Origin of the sequence: Amaricoccus macauensis, from assembly GCF_014201905.1 — a bacterium.
GTDB classification, from domain to species: domain Bacteria; phylum Pseudomonadota; class Alphaproteobacteria; order Rhodobacterales; family Rhodobacteraceae; genus Amaricoccus; species Amaricoccus macauensis.
Window position 1 is genome coordinate 1,213,428 of the sequence record NZ_JACHFM010000002.1, and the last position, 13,221, is coordinate 1,226,648.

Sequence of the window (13,221 nt, forward strand, 5' to 3'; positions counted from 1 at the left end):
TTTCCGCCCCCCACGCCTTGACGCAATCCGAGACAATCCAATGACTTCCAACGCAGAACACCCACTTCTCGACCACCGGACCAAGGGCATCCCCGGTGGCACGGAGCCCTTCCCGCCCGAGGCGATCGCCTCGAAGAACTGGAACGTCCTCCGGGGCGACCTGCCGCTGCCGCTCGCGATCCTGCGCGAGCCGCGCATCGCCAACAACGAGCGATGGATGCGGGAGTTCTGCGCCAGCGCGAACGTCTCCTTCGCGCCGCACGGCAAGACCACGATGTGCCCGCAGCTCTTCCGCCGCCAGCTCGACAACGGCGCCTGGGCCATCACGCTTTCCACCGCGCATCAGGTGCAGGTGGCCCGGGACTTCGGCGTCGACCGCATCCTCGTCGCGAACGAGGTCGTCGATCCCCGGTTCCTCGACTTCGTCATGGGCGAACTCGACGCGGATCCGGACTTCGACTTCCTCTGCCTGATCGACTCCGAGGCGGGCGCGCATCTCGCCGGGCGCCACATCCGCAAGCTCGGGAGCCGGCGGCGGCTCGGGGTCCTGATCGAGATCGGCGCCATGGGCGGCCGGACGGGGGCGCGCGGTCTCGAGACGGTGCGCGCCATCGCAGATGTCATCGCAGGCTACGCCGACGAACTCGAGCTGCGCGGGATCGAGTCCTACGAGGGAATCTTCCCGGGGCCGGCCGAGGGCAATCTCGACAAGGTCCATGCGATGATGGACGAGACCTGTGCGGCGGCGCGGGCCCTCGATGCGGAGGGCGCCTTCACGGGTGCGGAGATCGTCCTCTCGGCCGGCGGGTCGGCCTACTATGACATCGTGGCCGAGCGGCTCGGGGCGCTGACGCTGTCGCGGCCAGTTCGCGTCGTGACGCGATCGGGCTGCTATCTCACCCACGACGCGGTGATGTACCACAACTACTTCACGTCGCTTCAGGCGCGCTCGGAGCGCGTGCGCGCGGTGCCCGGCGAGCCGGAGCCCGCGCTTCAGGTCGTCACGCGCGTGCAGTCGACGCCCGAAAAGGGCCTCGTGCTCCTGACCGGCGGCAAGCGCGATCTCTCGTTCGACGTGCACATGCCCGTGCCGAGCCTCTGGCGGCGCGACGGCGATCACCCGGAGCCCGTCCAGATTGGCGAGGGATACGAGATTTTCGCGCTCGCCGACCAGCACGCCTTCATGCGCGTGCCCGGCGACTGCCCGTTGCAGGTGGGCGACATGGTCTTTCTCGACATTTCCCACCCCTGCACGACGTTCGACAAGTGGGACGTCCTCTACGGGGTCGATGCAGCCTACAACGTGACGACCGCATACAAGACCTACTTCTGAGCCGATCAGGCGGGCCGGCGGCCCGCCCCCTGCCCTGTCGGAAAAAGGAAACGGGGCCGATCGCCACACGCGATCGGCCCCGTTTTTTCGTCTCGGCTACAGGCGCGCCGTGCCCGGTCGGCCGCTCACCAGGTCACGCCGATGTATTTCACCTCGCTGAACTCCAGGATGCCGTGGTGCCCGCCCTCGCGCCCGAGGCCGCTCTGCTTGGTGCCGCCGAAGGGCGCCGCGGGATCGGAGACGACGCCGCGGTTCAGGCCGATCATGCCGCTGTCGAGCTTCTCCGAGACTCGCATTCCGCGCGCGAGATCAGCGGTGAAGACATAGGAGATCAGGCCGTATTCGGTGCCGTTCGCCCGCGCGATCGCCTCGTCCTCGGTCCGGAACGACGCGATTGCGGCGACGGGGCCGAAGATTTCCTCGGTGGAGATGAGCGCGTCGTCCGGCACGCCGCTGAGCACGGTCGGCGGGTAGTAGAAGCCGTCGCGGTCGTCCGGCGCTCCTCCGGTCAGAAGGATCGCGCCACGCGCGACCGCGTCCCGGACCAGCCCGTCGATCCTGCGCAGGGCCCCGCCGTTGATGACCGGACCGCACTCGGTGCCGACGGCGTATCCCGGACCGACCGCGAGCGCCGACATCCGTTCGCTCAGGCGCGCGGCGAAGGCGTGCTGGATGCCCTCCTGCACGAGAAACCGGTTCGCCGCCGTGCACGCCTCGCCACCGTTGCGCATCTTCGCGACCATGGCGCCGTCGATCGCCTTGTCGAGATCCGCGTCGTCGAAGACGATGAAGGGCGCGTTGCCGCCGAGCTCCATGGAGCAGGAGATGACCGTGTCGGCGGCTTCATGCAGCAGCCGGCGCCCGACCTCGGTCGAGCCGGTGAAGGAGAGCTTGCGCACCCGGGGATCGTGCAGCATGGCGCTGACGAGCGGACCGGAGCGACCGGTGGTCAGCACGTTGATCACCCCATCGGGCACCCCCGCCTCGGCGAAGATCGCCGCGAGCGCGAAGGCGGTCAGCGGCGTCTCGGTCGCAGGCTTCAGGACGCAGGTGCATCCCGCGGCGAGGGCTGGCGCGATCTTGCGCGTCGCCATGGCGGCGGGGAAGTTCCAGGGCGTCACGAGGACGCAGACGCCGATCGGCTGATGCTGGACGATGATCCGGTTCGCCCCGCTCGGGGCGGTGGCGTAGTCGCCGGTGAGCCGCACCGCCTCCTCCGAGAACCAGCGGAAGAACTCGGCCGCATAAGCCACCTCTCCATGGGCGTCGGGCAGCGCCTTGCCGTTTTCCAGACTGATGATCTCCGCAAGGAAGTCCTTGCGCTCCAGCATCAGCTCGAAGCAGCGCCGCAGGATCTCGGAGCGCCGGCGCGGCGGCGTCGCCGCCCACTCCGGGCCCGCGTCATGGGCGGCGGCGACCGCGGCCAGCGCGTCCTCGATCGAGGCGTCGGCGACGTCGGCGATCTTCGCCCCCGTCGAAGGGTCGGTCACGTCGAGCCGCGCGCCGGTCAGTCCGGGACGCCACGCGCCACCGATCAGGAGGTCCGTCGGGATGCCGGCGAGGTGGGACCGGATCCCCACGGGGATTTTCTGGAATGCTGTCATTCTTGATGCTCGCAGTTGCTCGAAGCCGGGGCGCCGTGACCGTGGAAAGACTGCTCGACGATCGAGGCCATGAGGGGCAGCGTCAGCTCGCGGGGGTTGTTCTTGATCAGCCGCGTGCTGCCCATCGCCCGCTCGGTGATCAGTGGAAGCTCCGCGGCGCTGACACCGAGACCGGCAATCGTCGAAGGGATGCCGATCGAGGAGAAGAGCGCCGTGACCGCCTCGATGGCCCGTGCGGCAAGCTCCGCCCGATCGCGGCCGGCGGGCGAGACGCCCATGGCGACGGCGATCTCGGCGAGCTCGGCCTCGCACGCGGGGCGGTTGAACGCCATGACGTAGGGCATCAGGACCGCGACGCCGAGACCGTGCGGGGTGTGGGTACTCGCGCCGATCGGATACTGGATGGCATGGGCCGCCGCCGTCCCCGCGGTGCCGAAGGCGAGCCCCGCAGCGAGCGAGCCGAGCATCACGCTCTCCCGCGCCGCGATGTCGCCGGGCGCCTCGCAGGCGCGCTTCAGGCTGCCGCTCAGATGGCGCACCGCCAGCAACGCGTAGTGGTCGCTCATGGCGTTCTTCCCGAGGAAGACGTGCTCGTGAACGATCCCGCCCGTCGCCTCGCGCCGCCGGGTGGTGAAGGCTTCGATGGCGTGCGTCAGGGCATCCGCACCGGAGACGGCGGTCAGGCCCGAAGGACAGGAGTATGTCAGCTCCGGGTCACAGATCGCGGTGTGCGGAATGAGCGCGGGGCTCGCGATGCCGACCTTCACCTCCCGTTCGGGATCGGCCACCACCGCGACGGGCGTCACCTCGGACCCGGTTCCGGCCGTGGTCGGCAGCGCGATCACCGGCAGGACCGGCCCGGGAACCCTGAATTCGCCGTAGTAGTCCCTCGGGCGCCCGCCATGGGCGAGGATCAGCGCCACGATCTTCGCGGCGTCCATGCAGCTCCCGCCGCCGAGACCGATGACGAGGTCGACCCCGAGCCGCCTGCCCGCCTCGCAGCCGGCATCGAGGCAGTCGAGCGGCAGTTCCGCCACCGTCCCGCCGAAGACCGCGGAGCGCACGCCCGCGGCCGTGAGGGAGTCCACGAGCCCCGCAAGCTCCGGGGAGTCCGCCAGGCGGCTGTCGGTGACGATCAGGGCCGAATGCCCGAGGCCGCGGGCAAAGCCCGCTGTCGCCCGGCGCTGTCCCGCACCGAAGACGATATTGCGTGGCGCGCGCAGGGCGCCAAAGGTCGGCATCAGGATGTCTCCGCTGGAGCGGTGGCGCCGGCGAGATCCTGCATCCGGCTCCACAGGGCATCGGGGATCGGCAGACCTTCGCGCTGCCGGCGGCGTTTGCAGTCGCGGCCGCGCTCGCCGGGCACGAGTACGCCCGGAAAGCCGTCCGCGGGTTCGAGATCGCGGATCCCCTGCAGGAAGCCGCGCAAATCGGGGTTCGGTCCGTCCATGACGATGAAGACATCGCCCTTGGTGCAGACCCGGTCGGAATCGAGCGTTCCGACGACGTCCGCGCCCACCGCCGCCCCGCTGAGCGCCGCGACCAGCAGCTCGAAGGCCAGACCGAGCGCATAGCCCTTGGCGCCGCCCAGCGGCGCGATGGCACCGGCCTTGGCGGCCACGGCGTCCGTCGTCGGGTTGCCGTCGGCGTCGAGGGCCCAGCCGAGCGGGATCGCCGCCCCGCGACTGGCGTGGTCGTGGATCTCGCCCATGGAGACGAGGCTCGTCGCCGTGTCCATCATGAATGGCGCGTCATCGCCGGTCGGCACCGCGATGGCGATCGGGTTTGTCCCCATCACCGCGCGTTTGGCGCCCCAGGGATGCACCAGCGCCTCGCTCGTGGAGAGCGCGATCGCCGAGAACCCCTTCCGGGCGACCTCCTCGACGTACCAGCCGAGCATCCCGATGTGGTTGGAGTTGCGGATCGCCGCGACCGCGATGCCGTTCGTCCGGGCGCGCTCGCAGAGCGCGTCGAGCGCGCGGAACGCGACGACCGGGCCGAGGCCGCGTTCGCCGTCGACCGCGAGGAAGCCCGGCGCGCGCCAGTGATGGGTTCCTGCCGTCACGGGGTCGGCGACGCCGTTGGCGATCCGTGCGACGATGCGCTCGAGCCGCAGCAGGCCGTGCGACGTCACACCGCGAAGCTCGGCCTCCAGCAGCATGTCGAGCTGGATGCCGACGTTGCACGCGGGAACGCCGGCGCGCGACAGGACGGCTCTGACGAGGCCCCTCGTCTCACTCTCGGTGAAGATGCTCACGGTTCGCGATCCGATACGATGTTGTCTGGATGCAACTGCGTTGTCTGGATGCACTGCGGACAGCCGAAGATGCATTCCGGCTGCGCACCGCGGTCCCGGCCTCAGTGTCCGGGACGGGTGCGCACCGCGCGTCGACCACATGTCAGAAGCCGGCCCGCGCACCGCGCGCCGGCCAGATGCCGGGGCCGCGCCCTTCCGGCGCAGCGACCGCTCTAGTCGCTCGGAAGCATGAAGATGCCCTTCTTGCCCCGGAAGCGCGCGAGGATCTTCGCGCTCGCGCCTTCGACGACCGGGACGTCGATCTTCACGGCGCGGAAGAAGTCCGACACCTCGGCCCGATCGGGATGCTGGACGGCGAATGCCTCGAGCACGCAGCCGGCCGGCGTTTCCGCGGACGGGTGCACGGACGTCCGCCATTGCTTGAAGTATGGCATGTCCGGGCCCCAGGGGCGCGGCCCCGCCGGTGAGAAGTCGATGTAGTCCCATTCACCCAGCGCGCCGTCCGCCTGCCGCCGGGTGTTCGAGCCGATCTTCGTGGCGATGCCCCGATCCGCGAGGACCTGCTGGACGTGCGATGCATCGGGGGTCTGGACGGCGAAACGACGCATCCGTGGCCGCTCGATGCCCTTCAGCGTCTCGCCGTAGGTGCCCGGCGCCGGGTCGTCGAGCGGCCCGTCGATGCAGATGTAGCACCCGTAGCCGAAGGCCGAGCCGAGGCTCGCGACCGCCACCTGAAAACCCTTCACCGGATGCTCGCCGTCGAATTTCGGCTCGACGCCGCTCAGGTCCGCGAACGTGGCCATTGCCTCGCGGAGATTTGGCACCTGCCAGACCAGATGGTCGATCATCGGTTCAATCCTCTCTTCCAGTGTTCGGGTCGCGGACAGTCCGTGCTGACCCGCTGTCTCGTGGTTTCCGCACGACGCCTCCCGGCGCAGGCCCGCGCCGGGCCTGCCTCCAGAATCTCGAGCAGTGGATGACGCTGTTCCGGGCGCCGCCCGCGACGGGATCAGGCGCCGCGATTGTCGGACAGGATGCTGCTGGCGCAGATGTAGCCCCAGGTCATGTAGGGTCCGATCGTGGTGCCCACCTGACTGGGCGTGCGGGTTCCGACCGGGTTCGCCATGACGTTGCCCGCACAGTAGAGGCCCGCGATGACGCTGCCGTCCTCGCGCAACGCCTGCCCCCGGGCGTTGGTGCGCACCCCGCCCTTCGTGCCAAGCACCGAGGGCTTGCAGCGGATCGCGACGTAGGGCGGCGTGTCGATCGGCCGCATCAGGCCGAGCCGCTTCGCGAGGGCGCGTCCGTACTCGTCCTCGCCGCGCCCGAACTCCGTATCGACGCCGGCCTTGGCCATCCGGTTGAAGTTCCAGACGGTATCCTGAAGGTTGGCGGCATCGACCCCGATGCGCTGCGCCAGCTCCTCCACGCTCCGCGCGTAGACCAGCCAGTTCCTGTCGTAGCGCTTGTACCAGTTGATGAGCAGCGTCCGCCGGACCATGGGCCTGTGAGTGATGACCCACGCCGGAAGGTGCGCCGACCTGCCGGTTTCCGCATCGACGCCCATGATGCGGTCGTTGATCGTGAAGCTGTATTCGTTGACGAACCTGCGTCCCGAACGATCGACGATGATCGCGTCGGCGTCGGTGTGGATGACCAGCGGCAGGCCATGCAGGGCGCCCTCGTAGCGGATCGGCGGCTGGACCATGATGTTGGCCTGATCCATCCGGGCAAAGGCCGCGCCGGCCTCCTGCGCCATCCGGTGGCCGTCGCCGGTGTTGGTCCGGGGGCTGCTGCGATACTCGTAGTCGGTGGGGAAGTACTTCGCCATCATCTCGGCGTCCCATTCGAACCCCCCGGTGGCGAGAACGACGGCGCTGGTGACATTGACGCGGAACGGCCGCCCGTTGCGCTCGCAGTCGACCGCCGTCACCACGTCGTTCTCGTCAAGAACCAGACCGGTCGCCCGGCAGGACAGCTCCAGCCGGCAGCCATGATCGAGGCACCCCTTGAGCAGTCCGACGATCACCGCCCGCCCGCGCGACACGCCGCCCGAGAGGTAGCGCCGGAGCATCGTCGCGCCGTAGCGGATGGCCCCCATCACCGGCTTTCGCAGGATGTTCGCCCGCTGGGCCTCCGCGTAGGTCATGTTGAGGGGCAGCGTCGAGGAACGGACGAGATCCCCGTAGCGGCCGATCAGCTTCCTGCTGACGGGAACCGGGCTCAGGAGACGCCCGAGCCGCTTCGCGCCCGGAAGCTCCATCATGGGGTCGGGCACGTCGGCTATCGTGAAGCGGAGGGGCGAGTGCGCCTCGACGAAGCGCAGCATGTCTGGACCGTTCGCCACCTGCGCGCGCAGAAGCTCGCCTTCGGTTTCGAGCCAGCCCGCGGGCGCGGCCGCCTCCACGTACCGGATGGCCTCTTCGACGGAGTCCCGGTGCCCGGCGGCGGCGGCCAGATGGTTGGCGGGCACCCACGTCATGCCACCGGACATGGCGCTGGTGCCACCGATGCTCGCGGCCTTCTCCAGGATGACGACCGACCGGCCGCCGGCCGCTGCCCTGAGGGCCACCGTGAGCGCCGCCGCGCCCGACCCGATGACGGCGACGTCACAGCGGATCGAATCGCCGCGTTCGTCGACGGCGTTGGGAGCTGAGGCGCCCATGACGCTTCTCCTGCACTTGAAACGTGAGCATCGCTCACTTCGGACACGGAACTTGCCGAGGGATCATCCCGGCTTCCGGGTGGCTTCGATCACCTCTGAAGGAACCGGTCGATCTTCACGAACCGTGCCGTCAGGATGAGGACCGTCAGCGTGACGATGACGAGGCCGGAGGACACGGCGGTCAGCGACGGATCGAGCGGCGACCATTCGAGACCGGTGTAGATCTGCACCGGCAGCGTCACCATCGTGGAGGTCGAGAGGAAGAGCGACACCTCCAGGCTGCCGAACGAGATCATGAACGCAAATCCCCACCCGGCGAAGAGGCTCCACGAGATGCTCGGGACGGTGATCTTGCGGAAGGCCATGATCGGCGACGCTCCGAGACTGCGCGCCGCCCGCTCCAGCGCTCCATCGTTCGACGCAAGGCCGACCATGTTCATGGAGACGGCGAACGGCGTCGCGATCATGATGTGGCCCGCCACCAGCGAGAGCGGCGTGCCGCCGAAGCCCAGCGCCGAATAGAAGAGCAGGAACGCGAGGCCGAGGAACACCGCAGGCAGCATCGCCGGCGTCATCACGAGCAGGTAGACGACCTTGTTGAGCGGTGTCCTGTAGCGGTGCAGCGCCAGGGCCGTCGGCAGCGCCATCGCCGTCGCGACCGTCGCCGCCGCCGTCGCCACGCCGAGGCTCATGATGAGCGCGTACATCGACTCCTGTTCGGCGAAGATCTTCATATACCAGCGCAGGCTCAGCCCCTCGGGCGGGAACGAGACGTAGTTGGCCTCGGTCAGCGAGCCGATGGTGAGCGCGAGGACGGGCGCCAGCAGGAACGTGAAGAACGCCACCGCGTAGACGGGAAGAAGATATTTCCTCATGACACCACACTCGAAGCTTGCGCCGGGCCGGAACTGCCGATCGGGACGTCGGTCGCGTTGAGACGTCGCGCCGACGCCCAGACCCTGGAGAAACCGCTGGCAAGGACGAGGCACCCCGTCGTCGTCAGCAGCAGAAGCACCGCGAGGCTTGCCGCCTTGGGCCAGTTGAGCAGGTTGATCGCCTGCTGGTAGACGAGGAGCGAGGCGAACTTGTTGGTCTGGCCGCCGAGGATGATCGGCGTCGCATACGAACTCATGCTGAGCGAGAAGACCAGCAGGCACCCTGTCCTCAGCCCCGGCAGGGACTGCGGAAAGACGATCCTCCAGAAGGCCTTCGCGGGAGACGCGCCAAGGCTCCGGGCGGCACGGACGTGGTTCTGGTCGATGCTCTGCAACGACGCGGCGATCGAGATCACCATGAACGCCGAGAGCGTGTAGACCAGTCCGACGACGATCGCCCATTCCGTCTTGATGATGCGGAGCGGCGCATCGATCAGCCCGAGGTTCATCAGCAGGTTGTTCACCGCGCCGCCGTGGCCGAGCAGGATCAGCCAGCCGTAGGTCGTGACCGTCACGCTCGTCATCAGCGGCAGGAGCAGCAGGATGAACATCGCCGTCTGCCGCCACCCGACCACGCTCAGGATGTAGACGCTGATCGGGTAGCCGACGATCGCCGCGGCGATCGTCGTGATCAGGCTGATGCGTATCGTCCGCAGGAAGACCTCGCGGACGAACTCGTCGGACAGGAGGTCGACGTAGGTCGAGAGCGTGTAGGCGCTGCCAGTCGCGGCCGCGCCGTCGCCCGGCGTGAAGCTCAGGTTGACCAGATTGCCGATCGGCACCGCGTAGAGGAGGCCGAAGATGAGGGTCGGCACCGCGATGAGCGACAACCAGGACGATGCCGACCTGCCGAGGAGCCGCCCCATCACTGCGCCTCTTCCTTCTTCACGATCAGGCCCCGGTCGGACGCCCAGTCGATGTAGACGCTCTGGCCGCGCTGCACGCCCCTGAGCGACGAGGCGAACTGCTCGTCACCGGAGAGCACCATCGGCGCCTCCCCGATCTGCGTGCGGATGACGGTCCGGTTGCCGAGGAAGGTCACATCGACCAGCTTCGCCTCGAACCGGTTCGTTGCCGCGCAGGTTCCGCAGGCCGGCCGCGTGCCGACCCGGATGTCCTCCGGGCGCACGATGATCTGCACATGGTCGCCGGACCGAAGTCCTCCCGAATGCCGCGCCATGACCGGTCCGACACCGCCGGCGTCCACCGTGGCGACCCCGGAGGCGACGCTCCTCAGCCGGCCTTCGAGCACGTTCGACTCGCCGATGAAGCTCGCCACGAACAGATTGGCCGGGGAGCGGTAGATCTCCCGCGCACTGCCCATCTGCTCGATGCGGCCGCGACGCATGACGGCAATCGTGTCCGCGATCGCCATCGCCTCTTCCTGGTCGTGGGTGACCATGATGGTCGCGATCTTGAGCGGCCGCAGCAGTTCGAGAAGCTCGTTCCGCATCTCGACCTTCAGCCGGGCATCGAGGTTGCTGAACGGCTCGTCGAGCAGCAGCAGCGCCGGCTTGATCGCGATCGCGCGGGCGAAGGCGATACGCTGCTGTTCGCCGCCGGAGAGCTGCTTGGGAAAGCGCTTGGCGGCGTGCGAGAGCTTCACGAGACGCAACATGTCCGTGACGCGATCGCACACGCTGGCCTCGGCCTCCCGGCGCATTCTCAGCCCGAAAGCGACGTTCTCGAAGACCGTCATGTGCGGGAAGAGCGCGTAGTTCTGGAACATGATCCCGATGTTCCGCTTTTCGGGGGGAAGCCCCGTGAGAGCTTCCCCCCTGACAACTACCCTCCCGCCATCGGTCTCGACGAAGCCGGCGATCGCGTTGAGCGTGGTGGTCTTTCCACACCCCGACGGGCCAAGCAGACAGAGCCGTTCGCCTTCGGCGACGTTAAATGAAACATGGTCGAGCACGCGGACGCTGCCGTAGGAGTGCTCGAGCGACTGAACAGAAAGGTAGCTCATCCGGTCGTCCCCGCCTGCTTACCGTTCGACCTCGCGGTTCCACCGCTCGGTCCAGGCGGCGCGCTCCTTGTTGATCGCCGGCCAGTCGGGACGGATCAGCTTGCCGATCGTCTCCTCGCCGTAGATCACCCCGTCCGCCAGCTCGGGCGTGAGCTTCACCTTCGCGTTCACCGGCCCGACGCGGGACTGCTCGACGTAGATCGCCTGCGCATCCTCGCTGAGCAGATAGTTGAGCCAGGTCTCCGCGTTCGACTGGTTCGGGCTGTCCTTCACGAGGTTCAGCATCGGCATCACGATCGGCGTGCCGTCCTCGGGGTAGACGAACTTGAGGGGGAAGCCGGTGCGCCGCACGAAGCGCGCGGTCTCGCCGTTCGTCCAGACCGAGACCGCGATCTCGCCCTGCTGGAACTCCTTGCTCATCTCGCCGCCGGCGCCGAACGCGGAGACATTCTTGACGACGTCCCGGACCTTCTCGAAGCCCGGATCGATGTTCTCGACGCTGCCGCCGTTGTTCTGGGCCAGCATCATCAGGGTGAAGACGCCGGGTGTGCTGTTGAAGCCGGGCATCCCGACCATTCCCTCGAAACGGGGATCGGCGAGGTCGTTCCACGTACGCGGCGGCGCGACGCCGGCCTTCGTCAACGCTTCCTCGTTGTAGACGAGGCCCATGGCGAGCAGGCCGTAGCCGACGCCGGAATCGTCCACGCCGCGCGCGATCGGCAGGGTGTCCTGGTAGTTCACAACCGTTTCCGGGACCGCACGCAGAACGCCGAGGTCGCGCGCCTGGCCCTGCGGGCCGTTGTCGATGCAGACGAGATCGTATTCCGGCTTCTGGGCCTGCGCCTGAAGCTGCGCGACGAAGTGGGTCGACACTCCCGGAATGTAGCGAACCTTGATGTCGTGTTTCGACTCGAAGTCCTTGATGAGATAGTTCTCGTAAGTCTGCTGAACCGTGCCGCCGAAGCAGCCGAACACGATTTCCCCCCCGGCGTGAGCAGTCCCGGCCAGCGCGAATACCGACGCTGCGGCGAGAAGGCACTTCTTGAAGCAGGATACTGTCATTTCCACTACTTCCCTCATTGGACGTTGGTCATTGAACTCGAGCCAGCGATCCGTTCGCTGGCTTCGAGCAGGCTCTTGTTTTTTTGACGGATGACGGTGCGGTCAGGTCGGCGTCGGCGTCTGGAAGAACGCCTTCGATCCGCCCGACTCGTAGGGCTTGATCCTCGACGCGGCGATGCCAGCACTCTGCTTCGCCACGATGTCGGCCTGCTTGGCCTTCATGAAGTTCGTCGGGAATTCCATGCTCGGGGTGCGGTTGGCGAGCCAGCGCCGCGCGATGTCGAAGGTGAGTCCCACCTGCCGCTGCGGCCGCGCCGGCCAGTCGCGGACTTCGAGCCAGAGGCGCAGCATATACCGGCGCCGATTCACCTCGTCGTGGTCCTCGTATCCGGCGCGACCGTGCAGCACGCTCCGGTTGTTGACGAACTGGATGTCACCTTCCTGGATGTTCATGTCCAGGACGTATTCATCGGAGTTCACGATCTCCATGTAGAAGTCGTAAGCTTCGAGCTGAAGATCGGTCAGCTTCTTGCCGCCCTTCTCGACGGCGCGCTTGATTTCCCCGCTGTTCATGTTGCAGAAGAATTCGCCATTGCGAATGGCGAAGACCTCGACGGGTTCCGGAGACATCGGATCGATCCCGGCCTTCTCGGCGTCGTTGTCCATCTGGCGATAGAAGAAGCCGTCGTAGAAGACCTGCGCGAATGCCGGGTTCTTCTCGACCATCGCATTGTGGACAGCGAGCGCGCTGACGAGTCGGCTCGCGCCCCCCGACTTCGCCGCGCGCAGACACATGAGCGAGACGATATCGCAGGCGGTTCCGTCGGTGTGGAAGCCCTGCTTGCCGCCCGCCTGATAGCCGCGCACACCCGGATCCGCGTCGGTGATGTCGATGACGCTCCCGAGCAGCTCGCCGTTGTGGGACTGCGGCACCGGGAAGCCCATGTACGTGCCGAGCGCGAAGTAGATCTTGCTGAGCTGGTCGTCGGAGTACTTGTCCCGCGGCAGTCCGCGCAGCAGCACGACGCCCGGGCCGTACCTCAGGTCGTACTTGAGACCGGCCAGCATCCGGCCGACCTCGGGGAGAGGAAAGGTCGCCGGGTTGATTTCCAGGAGGTCCGACAGACCACACTGCTCGAACTTCCGCAGACCCGCGTCGATCTCGGACACCTCGTCCGCCGTGAGAGTCTGCAACGCGTCTGAATGGTAGTCAAACGAACCGCCTTTCCAGGCGGCGGGGCTTTCAAGCCCCTGTGGACGATCGTGCACTTTCCGCTCCCCGTATGTGCATTTGATATATCATATCACCATACGGACATTGCGCAAGTCAACATCTTTGTTGGAGCGCGGGTGGAATCCTCTCGGGCGGATCGGACGGTTCGGTGCCGTGGAAATCGCG

The 13,221-nt window shown here is 67.5% G+C and carries 11 protein-coding genes; 1 reads left to right on the top strand and 10 read right to left on the bottom strand.

Annotated features, from left to right (window positions below):
* Window positions 1-40: 40 nt before the first annotated feature.
* On the top strand, window positions 41-1,333 hold the full coding sequence (locus HNP73_RS13270) for a type III PLP-dependent enzyme domain-containing protein (protein ID WP_184150111.1): 1,293 nt from the start codon (window positions 41-43) through the stop codon (window positions 1,331-1,333).
* 125 nt (window positions 1,334-1,458) lie between these two features.
* Here the strand turns inward: HNP73_RS13270 and HNP73_RS13275 are convergent, their stop codons facing one another.
* From HNP73_RS13275 to HNP73_RS13320, 10 genes are all read right to left on the bottom strand, one after another.
* Window positions 1,459-2,937: an NAD-dependent succinate-semialdehyde dehydrogenase gene (locus HNP73_RS13275; RefSeq protein ID WP_184150113.1), complete on the bottom strand. Its 1,479-nt coding sequence runs from the start codon at window positions 2,935-2,937 to the stop codon at window positions 1,459-1,461.
* Entirely contained in the window at window positions 2,934-4,178 is a 1,245-nt protein-coding gene (locus HNP73_RS13280) for an iron-containing alcohol dehydrogenase (protein WP_184150116.1), read from the bottom strand. Before HNP73_RS13280 ends, HNP73_RS13275 begins: the two co-directional genes overlap by 4 nt.
* Entirely contained in the window at window positions 4,178-5,194 is a 1,017-nt protein-coding gene (locus tag HNP73_RS13285) for an Ldh family oxidoreductase (protein WP_343063297.1), read from the bottom strand. The genes HNP73_RS13280 and HNP73_RS13285 overlap by 1 nt, the downstream gene beginning before the upstream one ends.
* Before the next feature lie 212 nt (window positions 5,195-5,406).
* Window positions 5,407-6,042 carry a VOC family protein gene (locus HNP73_RS13290; protein WP_184150122.1) on the bottom strand — a complete coding sequence of 212 codons (636 nt, stop codon included), beginning with the start codon at window positions 6,040-6,042 and terminating at the stop codon, window positions 5,407-5,409.
* A gap of 161 nt (window positions 6,043-6,203) precedes the next feature.
* Window positions 6,204-7,859 (bottom strand): FAD-dependent oxidoreductase, encoded by a 1,656-nt coding sequence (locus HNP73_RS13295; protein ID WP_184150125.1) that lies wholly within the window; start codon window positions 7,857-7,859, stop codon window positions 6,204-6,206.
* 89 nt (window positions 7,860-7,948) lie between these two features.
* On the bottom strand, window positions 7,949-8,734 hold the full coding sequence (locus HNP73_RS13300) for an ABC transporter permease (RefSeq protein WP_184150128.1): 786 nt from the start codon (window positions 8,732-8,734) through the stop codon (window positions 7,949-7,951).
* Window positions 8,731-9,660: an ABC transporter permease gene (locus tag HNP73_RS13305; protein ID WP_184150131.1), complete on the bottom strand. Its 930-nt coding sequence runs from the start codon at window positions 9,658-9,660 to the stop codon at window positions 8,731-8,733. Before HNP73_RS13305 ends, HNP73_RS13300 begins: the two co-directional genes overlap by 4 nt.
* Window positions 9,660-10,760 (bottom strand): ABC transporter ATP-binding protein, encoded by a 1,101-nt coding sequence (locus HNP73_RS13310; protein WP_184150134.1) that lies wholly within the window; start codon window positions 10,758-10,760, stop codon window positions 9,660-9,662. Before HNP73_RS13310 ends, HNP73_RS13305 begins: the two co-directional genes overlap by 1 nt.
* An 18-nt stretch (window positions 10,761-10,778) precedes the next feature.
* A complete protein-coding gene (locus HNP73_RS13315) occupies window positions 10,779-11,822 on the bottom strand; it encodes an ABC transporter substrate-binding protein (RefSeq protein WP_184150137.1) in 1,044 nt (347 codons plus the stop codon).
* Between the two features lie 102 nt (window positions 11,823-11,924).
* Window positions 11,925-13,091 (bottom strand): TauD/TfdA family dioxygenase, encoded by a 1,167-nt coding sequence (locus HNP73_RS13320; protein ID WP_184150140.1) that lies wholly within the window; start codon window positions 13,089-13,091, stop codon window positions 11,925-11,927.
* Window positions 13,092-13,221 lie beyond the last annotated feature (130 nt).

Coding starts and splice junctions, on each gene's coding strand:
- HNP73_RS13280 (WP_184150116.1), bottom strand. CDS start 4,178: ATGCCGACCTTTGGCGCCCTGCGCGCGCCACGCAATATCGTCTTCGGT.
- HNP73_RS13305 (WP_184150131.1), bottom strand. CDS start 9,660: ATGGGGCGGCTCCTCGGCAGGTCGGCATCGTCCTGGTTGTCGCTCATC.
- HNP73_RS13310 (WP_184150134.1), bottom strand. CDS start 10,760: ATGAGCTACCTTTCTGTTCAGTCGCTCGAGCACTCCTACGGCAGCGTC.
- HNP73_RS13270 (WP_184150111.1), top strand. CDS start 41: ATGACTTCCAACGCAGAACACCCACTTCTCGACCACCGGACCAAGGGC.
- HNP73_RS13300 (WP_184150128.1), bottom strand. CDS start 8,734: ATGAGGAAATATCTTCTTCCCGTCTACGCGGTGGCGTTCTTCACGTTC.
- HNP73_RS13315 (WP_184150137.1), bottom strand. CDS start 11,822: ATGACAGTATCCTGCTTCAAGAAGTGCCTTCTCGCCGCAGCGTCGGTA.
- HNP73_RS13275 (WP_184150113.1), bottom strand. CDS start 2,937: ATGACAGCATTCCAGAAAATCCCCGTGGGGATCCGGTCCCACCTCGCC.
- HNP73_RS13290 (WP_184150122.1), bottom strand. CDS start 6,042: ATGATCGACCATCTGGTCTGGCAGGTGCCAAATCTCCGCGAGGCAATG.
- HNP73_RS13295 (WP_184150125.1), bottom strand. CDS start 7,859: ATGGGCGCCTCAGCTCCCAACGCCGTCGACGAACGCGGCGATTCGATC.